General features: G+C 42.0%; 16 protein-coding genes. 5 read left to right on the forward strand and 11 right to left on the reverse strand.

What is annotated here, in order from left to right:
- From patA to argR, 3 genes are all read right to left on the reverse strand, one after another.
- Entirely contained in the window at positions 1-1,707 is a 1,707-nt protein-coding gene (patA, locus tag ACLNCP_RS08540; RefSeq protein WP_424844315.1) for a multidrug efflux ABC transporter subunit PatA, read from the reverse strand.
- A 145-nt stretch (positions 1,708-1,852) separates the two neighbouring features.
- On the reverse strand, positions 1,853-4,387 hold the full coding sequence (gene mutS / locus ACLNCP_RS08545) for a DNA mismatch repair protein MutS (protein WP_424844316.1): 2,535 nt from the start codon (positions 4,385-4,387) through the stop codon (positions 1,853-1,855).
- A 50-nt stretch (positions 4,388-4,437) separates the two neighbouring features.
- Positions 4,438-4,884, reverse strand: a complete 447-nt coding sequence (gene argR / locus ACLNCP_RS08550; protein WP_001231476.1) for an arginine repressor — start codon at positions 4,882-4,884, stop codon at positions 4,438-4,440.
- A 135-nt stretch (positions 4,885-5,019) separates the two neighbouring features.
- Between argR and argS the strand changes: the two genes are divergently transcribed.
- The 4 genes from argS to galU all read left to right on the forward strand — a co-directional run bounded on the left by argS (position 5,020) and on the right by galU (position 9,522).
- Positions 5,020-6,711 (forward strand): arginine--tRNA ligase, encoded by a 1,692-nt coding sequence (argS, locus tag ACLNCP_RS08555; protein WP_070526292.1) that lies wholly within the window; start codon positions 5,020-5,022, stop codon positions 6,709-6,711.
- A gap of 458 nt (positions 6,712-7,169) precedes the next feature.
- A complete protein-coding gene (locus ACLNCP_RS08560) occupies positions 7,170-7,415 on the forward strand; it encodes a hypothetical protein (protein ID WP_020903404.1) in 246 nt (81 codons plus the stop codon).
- A gap of 169 nt (positions 7,416-7,584) precedes the next feature.
- Entirely contained in the window at positions 7,585-8,601 is a 1,017-nt protein-coding gene (locus ACLNCP_RS08565; protein ID WP_020903403.1) for an NAD(P)H-dependent glycerol-3-phosphate dehydrogenase, read from the forward strand.
- A 21-nt stretch (positions 8,602-8,622) separates the two neighbouring features.
- Entirely contained in the window at positions 8,623-9,522 is a 900-nt protein-coding gene (gene galU, locus ACLNCP_RS08570) for a UTP--glucose-1-phosphate uridylyltransferase GalU (RefSeq protein WP_084946530.1), read from the forward strand.
- A 216-nt stretch (positions 9,523-9,738) separates the two neighbouring features.
- Here the strand turns inward: galU and ACLNCP_RS08575 are convergent, their stop codons facing one another.
- From ACLNCP_RS08575 to pbp1b, 6 genes are all read right to left on the reverse strand, one after another.
- Positions 9,739-10,416, reverse strand: a complete 678-nt coding sequence (locus tag ACLNCP_RS08575; RefSeq protein ID WP_020903402.1) for a rhomboid family intramembrane serine protease — start codon at positions 10,414-10,416, stop codon at positions 9,739-9,741.
- The gene (locus tag ACLNCP_RS08580; protein WP_424844317.1) at positions 10,400-10,939 is read right to left on the reverse strand and encodes a 5-formyltetrahydrofolate cyclo-ligase; all 540 of its coding nucleotides are present in this window, start codon (positions 10,937-10,939) and stop codon (positions 10,400-10,402) included. Before ACLNCP_RS08580 ends, ACLNCP_RS08575 begins: the two co-directional genes overlap by 17 nt.
- An 11-nt stretch (positions 10,940-10,950) precedes the next feature.
- Positions 10,951-12,081, reverse strand: coding sequence for an N-acetyldiaminopimelate deacetylase (locus ACLNCP_RS08585; protein ID WP_084928359.1), 1,131 nt, complete (start codon positions 12,079-12,081; stop codon positions 10,951-10,953).
- 67 nt (positions 12,082-12,148) lie between these two features.
- Positions 12,149-12,847, reverse strand: a complete 699-nt coding sequence (gene dapD, locus ACLNCP_RS08590) for a 2,3,4,5-tetrahydropyridine-2,6-dicarboxylate N-acetyltransferase (RefSeq protein WP_000127460.1) — start codon at positions 12,845-12,847, stop codon at positions 12,149-12,151.
- A 228-nt stretch (positions 12,848-13,075) separates the two neighbouring features.
- On the reverse strand, positions 13,076-13,987 hold the full coding sequence (locus tag ACLNCP_RS08595) for a DMT family transporter (protein ID WP_049502283.1): 912 nt from the start codon (positions 13,985-13,987) through the stop codon (positions 13,076-13,078).
- A 56-nt stretch (positions 13,988-14,043) separates the two neighbouring features.
- Positions 14,044-16,494 (reverse strand): penicillin-binding protein PBP1B, encoded by a 2,451-nt coding sequence (gene pbp1b / locus ACLNCP_RS08600; protein WP_424844318.1) that lies wholly within the window; start codon positions 16,492-16,494, stop codon positions 14,044-14,046.
- Between the two features lie 141 nt (positions 16,495-16,635).
- Here pbp1b and tyrS point away from each other — a divergent pair, with 141 nt between their 5' ends.
- The gene (gene tyrS / locus ACLNCP_RS08605; RefSeq protein WP_424844319.1) at positions 16,636-17,892 is read left to right on the forward strand and encodes a tyrosine--tRNA ligase; all 1,257 of its coding nucleotides are present in this window, start codon (positions 16,636-16,638) and stop codon (positions 17,890-17,892) included.
- Positions 17,893-17,968: 76 nt separating this feature from the next.
- On the opposite strand, the gene ACLNCP_RS08610 is transcribed toward tyrS, so the two are convergent.
- Together ACLNCP_RS08610 and ACLNCP_RS08615 are read right to left on the reverse strand one after the other, a co-directional pair.
- The gene (locus ACLNCP_RS08610; protein WP_424844320.1) at positions 17,969-20,029 is read right to left on the reverse strand and encodes a heavy metal translocating P-type ATPase; all 2,061 of its coding nucleotides are present in this window, start codon (positions 20,027-20,029) and stop codon (positions 17,969-17,971) included.
- Between the two features lies 1 nt (position 20,030).
- On the reverse strand, positions 20,031-20,309 hold the full coding sequence (locus tag ACLNCP_RS08615) for a DUF6110 family protein (protein ID WP_261087612.1): 279 nt from the start codon (positions 20,307-20,309) through the stop codon (positions 20,031-20,033).
- Positions 20,310-20,391: the final 82 nt, after the last annotated feature.

Consider the following 20,391-nt stretch of genomic DNA (forward strand, 5'->3'; position numbering starts at 1 on the left):
TTACTCCTCCTTTCCTTTCTGTGTTTCGTAGATTTCACGGTAAACGGAATTGTTGGCAACCAAGTCTGCATGCGTACCTTGACCAATCAATCGTCCTTGATCCAGTACTAAGATTTTATCTGCATGAACAACCGAGCTAATCTTTTGAGCGATGATAATGGTTGTCGTTCCCTTCAAGTCCTTATTCAAGGCTTCCTGAACCAGGCGCTCTGACTTGGCATCCAAGGCTGAGGTCGAATCGTCAAAAATCAGAATACGTGGATTGCTGACAATTCCACGGGCAATCGACATCCTTTGTTTTTGCCCACCTGAAAAGTTGGTTCCCCTTTCTTCAACTGGACTTTCAAAGGTTTTCTCCATACGATGAATGAATTCACTGGCTTGAGCAATATTGGCTGCGCGCTCCATTTCAAATAAAGTAGCATCTCCCTTACCCTGTCTCAAGTTATCTGCAATCGTTCCACTAAAGAGAATGGCACGTTGGAGAACGATAGAAACTGTTTTACGCAGGGTTCCTTCACTCACTTCTCGAATATCCTTGCCTCCAATTTTGATAGCACCCTCCTGTGGGTCAAAGAGACGTGGAATCAATTGAGCCAAGGTTGATTTTCCTGCACCAGTCGCTCCAACGACACCAACCATTTGTCCAGGTTCGACAGTAAAGCTCACATCTTTCAACATCGGTTCCTTATCCATTGGATAGGTAAAGGTCACATTTTCAAAGCTAAGACTTCCGACCAAGTCTTCATCTGGGACATCCTTGAAGGTCATGGCTGGCTCTGCGTCAAGAATTTCTCGAATACGACGCATAGAAATCATAGCACGACTGACAGAATTTCCCAAAAATCCAACCATAATAATAGTAAAGATAATCTGGCTTAGGTAATTAACAAAGGAAGCAATGGAGCCAACAACCGATGGATCCGATTGAACCATCCCTGCAACTAGCCAAATAGAGAGGAAAACCGCCCCATAACCGACCAACATCATGACAGGTTCCACTACTGAAAAGGCATATCCGATGTAAAGGTTTTGACCGAGAAGCTCGTCTGAAACCTCCGTAAACTTAGCAAACTGCTCTTTTTCTTGGACAAAGGACTTGACCACACGAACACCGCGTAGATTTTCCTTGGCAATGGCATTGATGCGCTCAAGAAGTGTTTGAAACTTGGCAAAACGAGGCCCCATCATTCCCATCATGACAGCTGTCAAGCCAAAAATCAAGATTACCATTAGAACAATCACCCACCACAGAGAGGGTAAGGTTTGAACCGCCAGGATAAACGAACCGATGAACAAGAGGGGAAGTCTGAACAGAATTTGGAAGGTCATCATGACCACGTTCTGAATCTGGTTGATATCATTTGTCATTCGAACGACTAGATTTCCCGCATTAAATTGTTCAATATTAGCATAAGAAAAGGTTTGGATTTTACGGAAGGCATCCTCTCGAAGGTCAGATGAAACTCCTTGGGCAATATAGGCTGCAAGGACAACATTGAGCCCACCAGCAACCAGACCGACCAAAGCCACACCAATCAACCAAGCCCCGATACTATAAATGGCTTCATATTTTCCAGCAAGGAGGGCGTCTAACACTTCCTGCAGATAACGCGGTTGCAGAAGTGAACTAGCAACCATCAAGCCCGTCATCAGGAGCGAAGTCAAGGCCTGCCACTTGTAGGTTTTTATTTTCTGAATCAGCATACTTTCTCCTTAAAAAATAGACAAAAGGGAGAGACAATGCGTCAGCTCCTTTTCATTCTGTTCGTGTGATGTTATTCTAGCAAAAAAGTGAAGGATTGTCAAAGAAGTCTCCTTGATACAGCTAGAATGACTAGTAATTTTCTCTTTAAAGTTTCTGTTTTAACTCGACCAAGACATTCATAGCCTGCATAGGTGTCATATTGTAAACATCCAGTTTAGCTAATTCTGCTAGGATAGGATGCTCTGCAGGCGTGTCAAAGAGTGAAATTTGTTCTGAGACAGCACTTGTTTGCCTCATGGGAGCAGGACTTTCTGTCCCTTGATTCTCTAACTGAGTCAAAATCTTGTCCGCCCTTGCTAAGAGGTCTGCTGGCAAGCCAGCAATCTTGGCAACATGGATACCATAGGACTTATCAGCTGGACCTGGTTCAATCTTGTGAAGGAAGGTCACCTGCCCATCCTGCTCTAAGGTTGCCACGTGGACATTGACCAAGTGTTGTAAACTAGACTCCAGACTGGTCAACTCATGGTAGTGGGTCGCAAAGAGGGTCTTGGCTCCGATATGCTCATGAATGTATTCGATGATAGACTGAGCAAGAGCCATACCGTCATAAGTTGCCGTTCCCCGTCCCAATTCATCAAAGAGAATGAGAGAGTTCTTGGTCGCATGCGAAATGGCATTGTTAGCCTCCATCATCTCCACCATAAAGGTTGACTGACCTGAAACCAAGTCATCTGCTGCTCCGATACGGGTAAAGACTGCATCAAAAATCGGTAAATGGGCGCTTTCTGCTGGCACATAAGAACCCAACTGAGCCATAACCGCCGTCATGGCTAACTGACGCATGTAGGTTGACTTTCCGCTCATATTGGGCCCTGTAATCAGTTGGATACTGGTATCTTCTGCCATCTGAATCGTATTGGGAATATAGGTCTGAGACCCCATAACCTTTTCAACGACAGCATGGCGCCCTTTCTGGATATCAATTCGCGAATCATCTCCGAATTCAGGTCGAATCAAATGCTGGGTTTCAGCCACAACCGCCAGACTCTGTAAGACATCAACTGTCGCAATTCCTTGAGCTAGAGCCTGCAAACGCTGGATATACTTACTGACTTCCTCACGGATGCGCATAAAAATTTCATACTCTAGGTTTGCTGACTTTTCACGCGCCTCCAGCATATCTCCTTCGATACGGGCTAATTCTTCGGTTCCAAAACGTTCTGAGTTTTTCAGCGTCGCCTTGCGGAAAAAGTGAGCAGGCACATTTCCCAGTTGAGAATTGGTCACATGGAAATAGTAGCCATCCTTCTTATTGTAGTCAATCTTGAGCGTGCTGATACCAGAATTTTCTCGCTCCTTAGCCTCAATCTCAGCAATCCAGCTAGTCCCTTCTCTGAGAACGCGACGGTACTTGTCTAAAGTCTCATCAAATCCAGTCCGAATGATTCCTCCATCTGTAATCACATGAGGAGCTTCAGGAGCAATCGCTGCGCTAATCAAACTCTCCAACTCAGGGATTCCATCCAATTGTGCGATGAGATAAGCTAGAGCAGGTTGCTCCATCCCTTCTAAAATCGCACGAATCCGTGGCACACTGGATAAGGTGGTCGCCAACTGCAAGAGATCCTTGGGATTGGTTTTACCAAAAGAAACACGACTAGCCAAGCGTTCGATATCATAGACACCCTTGAGACTGTCTGTCAAATCACTACGCTCAAAGAAATGGTCGAGGAAGACCTGCACCACTTCTTGACGTTGGACGATTCGTTCCTTATCAATCAAGGGACGATGGATCCAAGACCGCAAGAGACGCATTCCCATAGCCGTCTTGGTTTCATCCAAAAGCCAGAAAAGACTACCTTGCTTCTTTCCTGAACGAGCATTCTCAACCAAATCCAGACTAGCCTTGGTCGCATAATCCATCTGCAAGAAATCCTTGATTTCATAGCGTATAACAGGCTTGAGGTGGTTCAATTCCCTCATCTGAGTTCGATGAACATACTGGAGCAATTTACTAGATGCCGCTTGCTCCACAGATGCCAATCGTGAATCCAGTAAATGAAGGTCTTCAAAGCCTTCTTTTTCATATGAAAGCACCAGATTCATCTGACGACTGAGGATTTGTTCTTCTTCCTCAGACAAGTCATAACCCAGCACCACTTCTCGCGCCTTGAGATTGCGGATTTCCCCACAAACCAGCGTAAAATCCAAAAGACCTGTCACATAAAAGTCACCCGTCACCAGGTCCATATAAGCTAGGCCAAATTGATTGCCAGCACGGTCTATGGCAACCAAGAAGTTGTTCTGACTATCCGGCTTACTGCTATCGACCACTGTCCCTGGCGTAATGACCTGAACAACCTCTCGTTTCACAACCCCAACTGCTTGTTTAGGATCTTCCATCTGTTCAGCAATGGCTACCTTATAGCCCTGCTCAATCAAGACATCGATATACTGTTGGGCAGAATGATAGGGAACACCCGCCATAGGAATCGGATTGTCGGCATTCTTGTTGCGACTCGTTAAGGAAATTTCCAGAATCTGCGCAGCATTGACCGCATCCTCATAAAATAATTCATAAAAATCACCCATCCGAAAGAGCAAAAAAGCATCTGGATATTGCTTTTTAATATCCACATACTGTTGCATGCCGGGTGATAGCTTCTCTGTCGCCATTTTCCGTCTCTCCTTGTCAAAAATAAGTCTTGAGAGCGACTCTCAAGACCTTACTTATCTTTCATCAAATCTAGCAAACGATCTTCCATGAGTTTGGCAACGTGCTGGTCTCGACAAATAACCAATAAGGTATTGGCACCAGCAACTGTTCCTAAAATCCATTCATCCTTGTTTGCATCTACAATATTTGCCAAAACAGAGGCTTCTCCCAATTTGGTATGAAGTACCAAGGTAAACTCTGCTCTTGCAACACCTTCTAAATGATGAGACAAAAATTCAACCAAATCAATCTTTTCTGTCTCATTTGCTAGTACATAATACACCATATCATTTTTCTTGACCTTGGTCAAGCCGATTTCGCGCAAATCACGAGACAGGGTTGTCTGCGTCACAAAAACATTGTGCGCCTCCAACCGATCTTGAATTTCTTTTTGTGTACTTAATTTCTCCTCAGTAATCATTTTTTTTATTAACTGATGACGATCTCTTTTTCTCATAAAATCCTCTTATATGCATATTTATAACTAATTTTATAACTATATTATACCAAAAAAATAGGAGATTTCAAAAATTTTTTCTTCTTTCTTTAAAATTGTGATAAAATAGTAGAAAAGTCCAAAAAGGAGCTCTTAATGAATACAAAAGAATTGATTGCTAGCGAATTGGCTAGCGTCATTGATAGCCTGGACCAAGAGGCTATTTTCAATTTACTGGAAACCCCTAAAAACTCAGAAATGGGAGACATCGCTTTCCCTGCTTTTTCTCTTGCAAAAGTCGAACGTAAAGCACCTCAAATGATTGCTGCTGAACTGGCTGAAAAAATTAACAGCCAAACCTTTGAAAAGGTTGTCGCAACAGGACCTTACGTCAACTTTTTCCTTGATAAATCTGCCATTTCTGCTCAAGTATTGCAAGCTGTTATCACTGAAAAAGAACACTATGCTGACCAAACTATTGGCAAACAAGAAAATGTTGTTATCGACATGTCTAGTCCCAATATCGCTAAACCATTTTCTATTGGTCACCTACGCTCAACTGTTATCGGAGATAGCTTGTCACATATTTTCCAAAAAATCGGTTATCAAACGGTCAAGGTCAACCATTTGGGAGACTGGGGTAAACAGTTTGGGATGTTGATTGTTGCCTACAAAAAATGGGGCGACGAAGAAGCTGTAAAAGCTCATCCAATCGATGAACTTCTTAAACTCTATGTCCGCATCAACGCTGAGGCTGAAAATGACCCTAGCTTGGATGAAGAAGCACGCGAATGGTTCCGTAAACTTGAAAATGGAGACGAGGAAGCTCTTGCACTTTGGCAATGGTTCCGTGATGAAAGTTTGGTGGAATTTAACCGCCTTTACAATGAATTGCAAGTCGAATTTGACAGCTACAACGGAGAAGCCTTCTACAACGATAAGATGGATGCAGTTGTAGATATTCTTTCTGAAAAAGGCCTTCTTGTTGAATCAGAAGGTGCCCAAGTTGTGAATCTTGAGAAATACGGAATTGAACATCCTGCACTCATCAAGAAATCTGATGGAGCAACTCTCTATATTACACGTGACTTGGCTGCAGCCCTTTACCGTAAAAACGAATACCAATTTGCTAAATCTATCTACGTTGTTGGTCAAGAACAATCTGCCCACTTTAAACAACTCAAAGCTGTCTTGAAAGAAATGGGCTACGGCTGGAGTGAAGACATTACTCATGTTCCTTTTGGTTTGGTTACAAAAGAAGGGAAAAAACTCTCTACTCGTAAAGGGAATGTCATCTTGCTAGAGCCTACTGTTGCAGAGGCTGTTAGCCGTGCCAAGGCCCAAATCGAGGCTAAAAATCCTGAACTAGAAAACAAAGACCAGGTAGCACATGCTGTTGGGGTTGGAGCCATTAAATTCTATGACCTCAAAACCGACCGTACAAATGGATACGACTTCGACTTAGAGGCTATGGTATCCTTTGAGGGGGAAACTGGTCCTTATGTACAATATGCCTATGCTCGTATCCAATCGATCTTACGTAAAGCAGACTTCAAACCAGAAACAGTGGCTAATTACAGCTTAAATGATGCTGAAAGCTGGGAAATCATTAAACTCATCCAAGACTTCCCACGTATTATCAACCGTGCGGCGGATAACTTTGAACCTTCTATCATTGCTAAATTTGCAATTAGCCTGGCTCAAGCCTTTAACAAATACTATGCACATACACGTATCTTGGATGATAGCCCAGAACGCGACAGCCGTCTAGCTCTCAGCTACGCAACCGCAGTCGTTCTCAAAGAAGCCCTTCGCTTGCTTGGAGTAGAAGCGCCAGAGAAGATGTAAATCACCAAAGTTACTTGATTGCAAAGCAATCTAAGTAACTAACGCCAAATCCTATCAGGAATTTGGCTAGGTGCTTCACTAGTAAAGAAACATAAATATTATCGATTTATGTTTCTTTACGTCGTAACCAGAGACACTTGCCTAAACGCTTCACTAATTCACCAAACCAAATAATATCGATTTGGTTTGGTTCATGTCGTAAGCTTCAAGTTACTTGATTAAAAAGCAGTCTAAGTAATTAAGACCAAATCCTGTCGGAGATTTGGTTAGACTTATGTCGCAATCTTTTAATTACTTAATTGTAAAGCAGTCTAAATAACTAAGACCAAATCCTATACGTAATTAGGTTTAGAGGCCTATCAAAAATCTTATCAAGTTTTGCTGACTTGTTCTGCTATTTTAGATCCACTAAATCGATTTATTCACTACTACTTCTTTATCATACAGGGAGATTTCCTATGAGCCAATATGCTTATATCCTCGTTGTAATTAGCTTGGTGTTCCTTTTTCTGCTCAATAAGTACGAGAAGGAGAGACTTCAAAGGCTCTACCAAGAACAACTTTTAAAGGATGAAACATTTAGGAGTGATATCAAAGAGAAAATTCACACGACTGAAAATATCAATGATGTCATTGCTTACATCAATAAAACTTATCATCTGGGAATGTTACTGTCAAAAGACATTACAGATCAATTGAAATAAACCGAGCTATTCTTTTAAGGAATATAAAAACCGAGACTGAGAGTTTGTCCCTTCGTCTCGGTTTTTGTGTATTTTTCAAGTAACAAAGCCACCACTCCCCAGTAATGCAAGTGCAAAATCCTCTAGAATATGATAGAATAATGAAAAGGACTCTATTAAGGAGGAAAACATGGAAAAACAAACCGTCGCCGTCTTGGGGCCTGGTTCTTGGGGAACTGCCCTTTCACAAGTCTTAAATGACAATGGACACGAGGTACGTATTTGGGGAAATCTTCCCGAGCAAATCAATGAAATTAATACCTATCATACTAACAAGCACTACTTTAAAGATGTCGTTCTAGATGAAAATATCATTGCCTACACTGACTTAGCAGAGGCATTAAAAGATGTAGATGCGATTTTGTTTGTTGTCCCAACAAAAGTGACACGACTTGTTGCCCAACAAGTTGCAAAAACCTTAGACCATAAGGCTATCATCATGCACGCATCAAAGGGATTAGAGCCTGATAGCCATAAACGATTATCAACTATCCTTGAAGAAGAAATTCCTGAACATCTCCGCAGTGATATTGTCGTTGTTTCAGGACCTAGTCATGCGGAAGAAACCATTGTACGTGACCTGACTTTAATCACTGCTGCTTCTAAAGATTTACAAACAGCTCAATATGTTCAGGAACTCTTTAGTAATCACTACTTTCGACTTTATACCAATACGGATGTTATCGGAGTTGAAACTGCTGGTGCTCTTAAAAATATTATTGCTGTCGGTGCTGGAGCTTTACATGGTTTGGGATTTGGTGACAATGCCAAGGCAGCCATCATCGCTCGAGGCTTGGCAGAAATTACCCGCCTAGGAGTAGCACTTGGGGCCAGTCCATTGACCTATAGTGGCTTATCCGGTGTAGGAGACTTGATCGTAACGGGAACCTCCATCCACTCTCGTAACTGGAGAGCCGGAGATGCTCTTGGTCGTGGAGAATCTCTAGCTGATATCGAAGCCAATATGGGCATGGTGATTGAAGGAATCTCAACAACTCGAGCAGCCTATGAACTAGCGCAAGAACTTGGAGTCTATATGCCAATTACACAAGCCATTTACCAAGTTATTTACCACGGAACCAATATTAAAGATGCCATTTACGACATCATGAACAATGAATTTAAAGCAGAAAATGAGTGGTCTTAACCCTCTAGAGAAAGGATTCTTATGACATCAAAAGTTAGAAAGGCAGTCATCCCTGCCGCTGGACTTGGAACTCGATTTTTACCAGCAACCAAAGCACTTGCTAAAGAGATGTTGCCAATTGTGGACAAACCAACTATCCAATTTATCGTAGAAGAAGCTCTTAAATCAGGTATTGAAGATATTCTGGTTGTCACTGGTAAATCAAAACGTTCTATTGAAGACCACTTTGACTCAAACTTTGAGCTTGAGTACAACCTCAAAGAAAAAGGCAAACATGACTTGTTAAAATTGGTAGACGAAACAACTGGCATTCGCCTTCACTTTATCCGTCAAAGCCATCCTCGTGGGCTTGGAGATGCTGTCTTACAAGCCAAAGCTTTTGTAGGGAATGAGCCCTTCGTTGTCATGCTTGGTGATGACCTAATGGATATTACAGATGACCATGCTGTACCTTTGACAAAACAATTGATGAATGATTACGAGACAACTCACGCATCAACAATTGCTGTTATGCCTGTCCCTCATGAAGACGTTTCAGCATATGGAGTTATAGCTCCTCAGGGTGAAGGGATTAATGGTCTCTACAGTGTCGAAACTTTCGTTGAAAAACCAGCTCCAGAAGATGCTCCAAGTGATTTGGCAATTATCGGACGCTATCTGCTCACACCAGAAATTTTTGAAATCCTCGAAAATCAAGCTCCTGGTACTGGAAATGAAATCCAGCTTACTGATGCGATTGATACGCTTAATAAAACACAGCGTGTTTTCGCTCGCGAATTTACAGGAGCTCGTTACGACGTTGGGGATAAGTTTGGCTTTGTGAAAACATCTATTGACTATGCCCTCAAACACCCACAAGTCAAAGATGACTTGAAAGATTACCTCATCCAACTTGGAAAAGAATTAGCTGAAAAGGACTAATACTCTTCGAAAATCTCTTCAAATCACGTCAACGTCGCCTTGCCGTATATATGTTACTGACTTCGTCAGTTCTATCTACAACCTCAAAGCAGTGCTTTGAGCAACCTGCTTCTAGTTTCCTAGTTTGCTCTTTGATTTTCATTGAGTATAAAACAAAAAAGATAAGGTTCGAAATGCCTTATCTTTTTTCATTACACAAATTGTCTTCCAACTTCTTCACATCCCCATTCCCTTATAGAAAAGTAACACTGCGAGTCCTACAAACAAGACTACCGCTCCTAACCTCTGGCTGGTACTATACATCCGTCTTTCTCCTCGAACTGGAAAGATAATTGCTAGAAATGCTCCACCAACTGCTCCCCCGATATGGCCTGCTAGGCTGATTCCTGGAATCAGAACACTTCCAATAATATTAACCACAAAAAGTGTCAGATAGGATTGCCCCAACTGCTGGATATAAGGATTACGCGTAGCATAGCGAAGAATGATAATCGCGGCAAATAGCCCATAGAGAGAAGTAGAAGCTCCTGCTGCTAAGGATTTTGGACTAAATACAAAAACAAAGAGATTACCCATCATTCCTGATAAAAGATAGAGAAAGAAAAACTTCTTAGATCCGAAAATTTCCTCTACTTGCCTACCAAGATAATATAGCGAAAGCATATTGACAATGAAATGCTCCCAACCAATATGAACAAAAACGGCTGAAAAGAGACGCCAAAACTGCTCAGGAAAGAGGCGAATAGCAGGCCCATACATGGCTCCAAATCGAAATAGGGTATCTGCCCTGTCAAAGTTTCCACCTGTAGTCACCAACATTAGTAGAAATACCAAGGCCGTCACTAAGAGAAAGAAACTCGTCACAGGATAACGTCTGTCAAAGATTTCCTTCATCAATCAGAACCTCCTGAACAGGAATATCATGGCTTTCAGGGATAAAGTCCTGAATTTGACAAGGATAGATCGTACTAAAAGTATGACCAGATAAATGTTTCAGATAGCGATCATAATAACCTCCACCGTATCCAATCCGATATCCTTCCGTCGTAAAAGCCAGACCAGGAACATGAATCAAATCAATCTGAGATGCATCCACTACTTCCAAATCTCCCTGTGGTTCCAGTAAGCCAAAGGAAGTTTTGACCAGTTGTTGCGGATCATAGACCACAAAGTCCATGCGCCCCTTGGGATAGGTTTTGGGTATCAGAACCTTTTTGCCGTCCTTCAGTGCCTGCTCAATCAGTTCCTGCGTTTGAAACTCATGAGGAAAAGAGAGGTAGGTTGCGATGATCTTAGCTTCTTGGTAAAAGGGGTGTTGTAAAAGTCGCTCAGTTAAAGCTTGGTCTATAAACTGTTTTTGCTCTCGAGGTAAAGCCTTCATTTCTTGTAAGACTTGCTTACGTAATTCCGATTTCATAGACAACCCCTCTACTCTGCTGCCTTCTTTTTGAGGAAACTAGAGACCGCATCCACCCCAATAGCTAATGCTTCTTCCTTAGGATTCATCTGAGGGTGATGAAGGGCGTAGGGACTATCGATACCTAGCCAAAACATAACGCCATCAACCTTTGAAAGGAGATAACCAAAGTCTTCACCTGTCATAGCAGGTTCGATATCAATCAACTCAATTCCCTCTTTTTCTTCAAAGAAATCCATCAGTTCACGCGCCAAGGCTGGATTGTTCTCAACAGGCAGGTATCCACCTTGTTTGAGTTCCACTTCGACTTCCATATCAAAGGCTGCTGCAACTCCTTCTGCAACTGTTTTGACCCGCTTTTGCACCAAGAGACTCATGTCCTGTGTCAAAGCCCGAATAGTTCCATGTAAAAAGGCTGTGTCTGTGATGACATTGTTGGTTGTTCCGGCTTGGAAAAGACCAAAGGTCACCACTGCTCCCTCGATTGGGTTGACATTGCGGCTGACAACTGACTGCACCTGGGTCACAAAGTAACTAGCCGCCACCAAGGCGTCATTAGCTTCATGTGGAAAGGCTGCGTGTCCCCCTTTGCCTTTGAAACGGATCTTCACCTCGCAAGTACCTGCAAAGAGTGTATGAGTATTGGTCGCAATCTGACCAACCTTCAAATCTGGCCTAACATGGAGGCCATAAAATTGATCTGGTAACCAATCTCCAAAAGCGTCATCCTCATACATGAGCATGCCACCAGCTTCATTTTCTTCAGCAGGTTGAAACAGAAAGAGCAGATTGTTCTTTGGTTGCTCCTCAAGGGCTCGCTCAAGACAGCCCAAGGCAATAGTCATGTGAAAATCATGTCCACAGGCGTGCATGCGACCTTGGTGCTGAGAAGCAAAAGGAAGGCCTGTTTGTTCAACGATAGGCAGACCATCAATATCTGTCCGCCAACCAATGGTCCGCTCTGGCTGACTTCCCTGCAAATAGACCAAAATACCTGTCCGCCAAGTTCGAACTTGGACAAAATTCTTACCCGCAGTCAATTTCTCAATCACATCCAACAGATAAGCTTGAGTCTTGAACTCCTCCAAGCCAATCTCTGGAATCTGGTGCAAATCTCGTCTAGTCTGAATCAAATCTAACATCTATCTATCCTCCGATATAGCAGAAAGAGGCTGGAAGAAGGGTTCCGCCTCTATTTTTCTTTTACAATTACAAGGTACGAAGCGCATCCTCTAGCGCTGTTTTTTGTTGGGTTTGGGCATCAATCTCTTTGATAATGCGAGCTGGAACACCTGCTACCACCACGTTTTCTGGGACATCTTGGGTAACAATAGCTCCTGCTGCGACAACTGAACCACTACCGATTTGGACCCCTTCGATAACTACTGCATTGGCACCGATGAGAACATTGTCTCCAACACGGACTGGTTCTGCGCTAGCTGGCTCAATCACACCTGCAAGAACCGCACCTGCACCAACGTGACTGTTTTTCCCAACGATAGCACGGCCACCAAGGATGGCACCCATGTCAATCATAGTTCCTGCACCAATTTCAGCACCGATATTGATAACAGCCCCCATCATGATAACAGCATTGTCTCCAATTTCAACTTGGTCACGGATAATAGCACCTGGCTCGATACGAGCGTTGATAGCACGTTTGTCTAGCAAGGGAACTGCAGAATTGCGAGCATCTTGCTCAACAACATAGTCTTGATTTTCTACCAAACCATCGAGAAGCGGAGCCACGTCCTTCCAGTCTCCGAATAGAACATTTCCTAGTTTGACAACAGAGCTAGGTACAGCAGTTGCGAGTTGTCCCTCAAATGTTACTTTCACACTGGTTTTCTTTTCAGCATTGGCGATAAATTGGATAATTTCTTGAGCGTTCATTTTTGTAGCAGTCATAGGCGCCTCCTAGTTCATTTTAATGATACCTATTCTACCAAAAAAGGCCTCAAATTTGAAGCCTTTTTGTTTGTTTTTAGGTATGATTTTTAGGGATGTGAGATAAAACGTGCTGTCGGTAAAAGCAAGCCCCTACCGATACAACCTAAAAACACTCTTCACAACTATCTCCCCGTGTTTTATTGACTATTCTAGTATAGCACACTTTTAGAATTAAGAAAAGACTTTTTATTTACTTTCTTTCGCTTCTTCTATCGATAGGAAAATCATAGGTAAAATAATCAAGGCCATAGCTAGAAGAAGGGACCAATCCACTACTAAACCTAAAAATAAAACACTCAAAAGGGCAGAAGAGAGAGGTTCACTGGCACTAATAACGGAAACCACCAAAGGAGAAACCAAGGACACAGCCTTCATGGAAATAAAAAAAGCAAAAGCCGTTCCAAAGAAAGCGATAATGAGGCAAATCAAGATACTCCAAATATCAGGAGTAAAGGAGAGCTTGTAAACCGGCGAAAGGACATTGCTAAATAAACCGGCCAAAATCATCCCCCACCCAACCGTCGGGACAAAACCATAGCGCTTAGCAAAAGGTTGAGGTAAGATAACATTAAACATAACACCCATGGCACTCAACAGACCTGTTATAAGGGCTAGTGGCGTCATAGATAACTGAGAGAGATCGCCTTTTGTCGCCATCAAGCACACGCCCAGCATGGCAATCAAAACATAGAAAATAGCACTTTTTGACGCTCGTTTTTGATAAATCAAGCGATTGTAAAAGAGGATAAAGACAGGACTTATAAACTGTAAAATAGTCGCTGTCGCTGCATTAGAATATTCTACGCAGAGGTAGAAAAAATACTGGACTGAAAAAATCCCCAAAATAGCATAGGCTAAAAAGGGCAGGTAATTTTTCTTATCTCGCCAAATATCTAGCACTTGCGATTTTAATTGCACTGCAGACCAAATGAGTACAAGACTCCCTGCCAGTGTCAAACGCATAGAGGTAATCCAGCCAGAGGACACTTGATAATGAGTAAAGAAATATTCTCCTAAAATTCCACAGATTCCCCAGATTAAGCCAGATAGGAGCGAATAAATAGTTCCTTTAACAATCTTTTTCTGATACTGATTCATACCTTTATTGTAACACGAAAGGAAAAAAGAAAAAAGTGGCAATCAATGCCACTTTCCTACCTTCTACTATTTGGTTGTGTAGATGATGAACTTGATGTACTGCTAGAACTACTACTTGAACTTGGCGTAGATGAGAAACTACCAATAATACTTGACCAAGCATTTTGATAATCTGCTTCACTTCCTCCAATAGCAAAGTGATAGCTAGTCGTAGGAGCTCCCGCCTTATTAGCCCAATAGCTCGTTACAGTAGCCCCTGAAAGATCCACTGTTTTTCCATTAACGGATACTTTGCCTGGCTTCTGTCCTGTAGATCTGAGGACCTGAGATTGGGTCACACTAGGATCAAGATTAAAGCGTTCATTGCCCCAAACACCAGGCTCAGCCTGTTGGATAGCATTGACCAAGTAAGCCATATATTTGGCATTTCGATAATGTCCAGCCCCCTTAGCCATTGGGCGGTTGTCATCATGCCCTAGCCAACCACCTAGAGTCAATCTTGGTGTTGACAGCATGAGCCACATATTTTCATCTTCATTGGTTGTACCGGTCTTACCAATCCAGTCTGCACGAGCTAAGCTTGAATTGATAGAAGCCAAATCCGTTTGGAAACTTGAAGTGATTCGAGATGAAATCACCTCACGAAGCAAACTCTGCATAATTGTTGCCGTTGCCTTCGAGTACACTTGAACTGGCTTGTCTTGAAATTCATAGATTACTCTACCATCAGATGATTCAATCTTAGAAATCACATGTTTCTGATGGTAGACACCATTATTGGCAATTGTTTGATAACCATTGGTATGCTGGGCGACTGTGACTTCAATACCGCCGCCCATAGGCAGACTTTCGATACCGTACTCCGGAATCTCGTAACCCATTTTCTCCATGTAGCCCTTGACATCAACACCCTTCTCACGAAGCATACGATAGGTCCAATAGGCTGGGATATTCCACGAATAGTTCAAGGCTTCACCTAGGGTCATCATGCCTGTACCTGGACTATTTACATACATAATAGGATTTCCATTAGAGAATTTTGTCGGATAATTAGACAAGATACTAGCGCTTCCCATCAAACCTTGGTCAATGGCAATACCGTAGGCCAATAAAGGCTTGGTTGTAGAGGCTGGCGAACGCTTGGTGTCGAAGGCGTGATTGTTTTGGTTAGTCTGGTAATTACGACCACCAACAAAACCTAGAACAGCCCCCGTTTTATTGTCCATCAAAACATTCCCTACTTCAGGCTGCCCAGTCGAATCATCTACCAAACGACCGTAGTTAGCAACTGCATTTTGCATGGCAGTATGGATTTTTTTATTGATTGTTGTCGTGATTTTATAGCCACCGTTACTTAGTTCCTGCTCAGCTCGCTCATGATAGGCCTTTTGAATCGCTTCCTTTTTCAACTCTTGGCTAGAAACATTGTCCTGCTGAACTAAATAATCATACATACGGTCTGTCGCTTCAGACATAGCTGTAAAGTAGAGATAATCTCTCGAAACAGCATTGACAGTTCCTGATGGCAAGAAATCTTGTTTGAGATTATAATCCTTGTACTGGTCGTATTCTTCCTGAGTCAGAGCACCCGTACGGTACATGTTGTAGAGAACATCCTTGGCCCGCTTCAAACCAAGTTCTAAGTCTTCATCACTCTTTAACTCTCCAGTATTTTCATAAGGGGAATAAGTAATCGGACTCTGTGGCAAACCTGCTAGGAAGGCAGCTTGGGGAATACTCAGCTTGTTGGCATCGATACCGAAAATCCCTTCAGCAGCTTGCTGGGCACCTGCAATATTCTGCCCTTTATGATTTCGACCAAAGGGAGCAACATTGAGATAAGCAGTCAAGATTTCATCCTTACTCATGCTGCGTTCCAAGGCAAGGGCATCAACAATTTCTGTAGCCTTACGAGCCAAAGTCGGAGCATCTCCAACCACTTGTTGTTTGATTAACTGTTGGGTCAAGGTCGAGCCCCCGCTAGATGAGCCCAAACCTGCAAAGGTTCCCAAAGTCGCCCGAATCACAGCTTTTGGCACAACCCCCTTATGTTCAAGAAAATGTTCGTCCTCAGTTGCAACGATAGCCTTTTTGAGATTGTCCGATATTTCCTCAGATGAGACAGAAGTTCTCAGTAAATCACTCTCGATAGAAGCAATGACACTCCCATCTGCGTAAACAATTTCTGAGATGGAAGAAATATTTTTAACCTGCTTGACCAAGTCCTCCGATTGGGGAACCTTGGCCTTGTCAAACAAAGCAACTCCATAACCAAGAGCTACACCAGCACCAAAAAGCCCACCGATAAAGCCTAGAATAAAGAGAGTATTCAAAATTCCCTTGATAACAACTAAAATGCTACCTAGGATAGCCAGAACTTTCCCACCTGTCCCATCCGACTGCTTCTCTTCTGAGACTTTCTCTGATTTTTTATGATTTATTTTTGATTTTACTAGCTGGAAAAATTCCAGCATTTTTTGTTTTAATTCATTTAATTGATTTTGCATGGATTTCCTCACTGTAACTATTATACCATAAAAGGTAAACTTTCAATAAAATAGCCACTTTCTTCCCTATTCTACTAGGCTATTGCCCAAGTTTGTGATACAATAGGTAGAAACAATATTTTTAAAAAGGAGAAAAGACACATGCACATTTTTGATGAGCTAAAAGAGCGTGGTTTGATTTTTCAAACGACTGATGAAGAAGCTTTGCGTAGAGCCCTAGAAGAAGGTCAAGTTTCTTATTATACTGGCTACGATCCAACTGCTGACAGCCTTCACCTAGGCCATCTTGTCGCAATCTTGACAAGTCGTCGCTTGCAACTAGCAGGTCACAAACCTTATGCGCTCGTTGGCGGTGCTACAGGTCTCATTGGAGATCCGTCCTTCAAAGATGCTGAACGTAGTCTCCAAACAAAAGACACAGTAGATGGCTGGGTCAAGTCTATCCAAGGACAACTTTCTCGTTTTCTTGACTTTGAAAATGGCGAAAACAAGGCTGTCATGGTCAACAACTACGACTGGTTTGGCAGCATCAGCTTCATTGACTTCCTCCGTGATATCGGAAAATACTTCACTGTCAACTACATGATGAGCAAGGAGTCTGTGAAAAAACGGATTGAAACAGGGATTTCTTACACTGAGTTTGCCTACCAAATCATGCAAGGTTACGATTTCTTCGTCCTTAACCAAGACTACAACGTTACCCTTCAAATCGGTGGTTCTGACCAGTGGGGAAATATGACAGCTGGTACCGAATTGCTTCGTCGTAAGGCTGACAAGACTGGCCACGTTATCACTGTTCCATTGATCACAGATGCAACTGGTAAGAAATTTGGTAAATCAGAAGGAAACGCAGTCTGGCTCAATCCTGAAAAGACTTCCCCATACGAAATGTACCAATTCTGGATGAACGTTATGGACGCTGACGCTGTTCGCTTCTTGAAAATCTTTACTTTCTTGTCACTTGATGAGATTGAAGATATCCGCAAGCAGTTTGAAGCAGCTCCACACGAACGCTTGGCTCAAAAAGTCTTGGCTCGTGAAGTCGTAACACTTGTTCACGGCGAAGAAGCTTACAAAGAAGCCCTCAACATCACTGAGCAACTCTTTGCAGGAAACATCAAGAATCTTTCTGTTAAAGAGCTCAAACAAGGACTTAGTGGTGTACCAAACTACCAAGTACAAGCAGACGAAAACCACAATATTGTGGAACTACTCGTCTCATCTGGTGTAGTTAACTCAAAACGCCAAGCCCGTGAAGATGTCCAAAACGGAGCTATCTACGTAAACGGTGACCGCATCCAAGACCTTGACTATGTCTTAAGTGACGCAGATAAGCTTGAGAACGAACTGACTGTTATCCGTCGCGGTAAGAAAAAATACTTTGTATTGACTTACTAAACTGTTCAACATTTACCTATAAAAAAGGAGTTAACCTCGAGAAAGGTAACTCCTTTTTGCTGTTAATAGTCCCCACCTATCCCTTAATAGACAGGCTACGCAGTACAATACGTAAGGTTGTTAGATTATGTAAGATAGAGAGATTTGAAGGACTGAGCCAATTAAACAAGCCAAAGCCAATCAAACTACTATTTACGACAACGGTATCTTGAATATTCTTCTTGATGAGTGTTTGCAAAGATGATGATAGCCAATCCAACTCTTGGAAGAAATCCAAGCGATTATCTAACAATAAGATATCGCTCATCTGCTTAGAAATGTCTGCACTCTCATTCATCACCACACCGATATCTGATAGGGTTAGAGCCGCTGAGTCATTCAATCCATCTCCAACCATCAAAATAGTGTGACCTGCTTTCTGCAGTTCCTCTACTAACTCAAATTTCCCATCAGGTTTCAAGTCTGTATAGACCTGATCAAAGGGCAAATCTTTAACTAATTCCTCTGTCCTAACCAGGGTGTCCCCTGTTGCCAGAATCAATTTTTTCCCTTGTGCCTTAAGTTTCTCCAAGGCTGCTTTTGCTTCTTTTCTCAAAGGAGTATGAATGCAGAACATTCCAATCAATTCATTCTGATAAGCCAAGAATAAGAGATTGTAGTGACTCTTGTACTCTTCAATTAAAGCATTTTGTTCTGAACTGATATGAATTTGCTCATCCTGCATCAAAACATAATTCCCAATAAGAACTGGTTGCCCATCTATATGAGATTTGATCCCCTTGCTTGCGATATATTGGAGTTTCCCATGCATTTCCTCATGTTCAATCCCCTCTATCTCAGCTTGCTTGACAATGGCATTAGCAATAGGATGATAAATGTGTTCCTCAAGACAGGCACTGATTCTGAGAATATCTTCCTCACTATAGTCCCCAAAAGGTAACACCTTTTCAACTATAGGATAACTAGTTGTGATTGTTCCCGTCTTATCAAACAAGAAAGTATCAACTTCCAGATATTTCTCCAGAACATCCCCATCCTTAATCACCATTTCACGATTCAACCCCTCCTTGATAGCTGTTAAATAAGCTACAGGAGTAGAGATTTTCAAAGCGCAGGAAAAATCGACCAATAGGAAAGAAATAGCCTTAGAAAAAGAACCTGTTAATAGGTAAGTCAGACCAGCCCCCAAGAAATTATATTTGACGACCTTATCCGCCATCTTGATGAAATAGCGTTGTTTCGTTTTCTTATTTTCTTCAGATTTCTTCATCAACTCAATCAGTTGTAAAATCCGGCTGTTCATCTGATTATCGGTTACACGAATGCGTAATTCTCCAGTTTCTAATACTGTATTTGCACAAACCAAATCAGACTCTCTTTTTTCAACTGGAAAACTCTCTCCCGTCAAGGAACTTTCGTTGACCATACCTAAACCTGAAACTACTTGTCCATCAAACAGAATTTCATTTCCTTGAGATAGGACCAAGACATCTCCTATTTGAACATCGGAACTCTTGATACTAACGACCATATCACCCTGTACTAGAAATACATCGCTCTCTTTTGCAAGAAGGCTTTGTTCTAAATCTGTTGCCGTTTTTTTCAAGGACCACTGATCTAAATGATTCCCCAAATCAAGCATAAACATGATATTGCTAGCTGTCTTGGATTGGTTCATAAACAAGGACAATAAAATCGCCGAACAGTCCAAGACCTCCATCGTTAGTTCCTTACGCGCTAGTGTTTGATAGGCTTCTCTAATATAGCCAAAAGCCTGATAACAAGTCCATATATAGCGAATAGGATACGGCACAAAACTACGAAAAAGTATACGCTTAATCGCTGCACCTGAAACAATAGAATAAGCACTCTCTTCTCTACGAATGGGAAGAGTCATCAACTCAGAAACTTTCCCTTTATCAATTCTTTTTAAAAAGGCTTCTGCATTGTCTAATACAGAGAAGCCTTCTTTTATACGTAGAGTAAAGTGCTGTTGATCCATGTAAAACTGGATGGACTCAATCCCCTTTTCATCTCTCGCCAAGGAACGAAGATAGTCTTGAATATCCAAGGTGAGTGAAAAAGAAGATGATAGTCGGATATGTTGGTATCCTCTATGTAGCACTTTAAAAGACATATTATTCCCCTATAAGGCTATCTAATTGCTCTTCTTTTTTCTCTTGCTCGTACAAATATTTGGCATCTTGCAAGACATCGTCTCCATGTTGTTTCACAACAGAAACAGATGCATCTAGCTCGTCTTTTAACTTATAAGCCTTAGCCAAAGCTTTAGAATAACCTTTTTTAGCTTCCTTACTTGCCAAGATTTTCAAACCAAAGGTACCAAATGCGACACCACCCAAAAAGAGTGATGATTTTTTCGCAACTTTTGCGACGCTTAATACTTCTTTTAACATACTTATTTCCTCCTTATCATTATTATATAGCAATTTAGATATAAAAGCAATGTCATTTCATAAATTGGAGAATTATACTCAA

It is taken from the genome of Streptococcus sp. CL6.35 (assembly GCF_049737915.1).
In the GTDB taxonomy this organism is placed as follows: domain Bacteria; phylum Bacillota; class Bacilli; order Lactobacillales; family Streptococcaceae; genus Streptococcus.